This window comes from Herbiconiux daphne, from assembly GCF_024979295.1.
Taxonomy (GTDB): Bacteria; Actinomycetota; Actinomycetes; order Actinomycetales; family Microbacteriaceae; genus Herbiconiux; species Herbiconiux daphnes.
The window spans coordinates 1-626 of the sequence record NZ_JANLCJ010000510.1; the positions used below are offsets into that span (position 1 = coordinate 1).

Annotated in this window: 1 protein-coding gene; it reads right to left on the reverse strand. The window is 38.2% G+C overall.

The genetic code is table 11. The annotated features are described in order from the left end of the window. Window positions 1-607 (reverse strand): hypothetical protein (locus N1032_RS26140; protein WP_259543555.1); only part of this gene is annotated, 607 nt, incomplete at its 3' end. Window positions 608-626 lie beyond the last annotated feature (19 nt).

Here is a 626-nt window from a genome sequence, read left to right on the forward strand (position 1 = left end):
CACCTACTGCAAATGAACCCTCGAATGAGAATCCTGCAAATCCTTTTCCTGTAGCATCTCCATAACGTTCAAGGTCTTTTGAAGATACTGAAGCATTATTGTGATTAGGAAGGACTGGTTTTAATGAAGCAACATTATTTCCAAGGGCGTAAATCCTATATGTAGAGCTTTTTCCAGCAGTTGTATTAGCTGGAAATACGCCTGGTCTAGGAGTTGCAATGATTGTAAATTCATTATTGTACTCGTTTTGCCTACGTACTTGATTAAAGATTTGAAGCGAGATAACGTCCGGATGGCTCCATGATTCATCCTCTCCATAAAACCCACCATTATGAGTGTTATTTTGAACTAAATCAGTTTGATATGTGCCTTGAGAAGTAGATTCAAGAACAAGTTTTCCATTTTCAACATTATATAGATTAATGATGTTATCTGCTGCGACAGCAACAATTCTACCAAAGTGGTCAGCTGAAGCGAGTGAATATGGGCCTGTATAAGACGACGTAGCTTGTAAGATAGTTACAGGACCAGCGTTATACCAGTTTTGTCTATCTGTAGTTGCAAATGCTCCAGTTACTGAATTCCAAAGAGTAATTTTTTGCGACATGAAGTCTTGTTGAGAAATC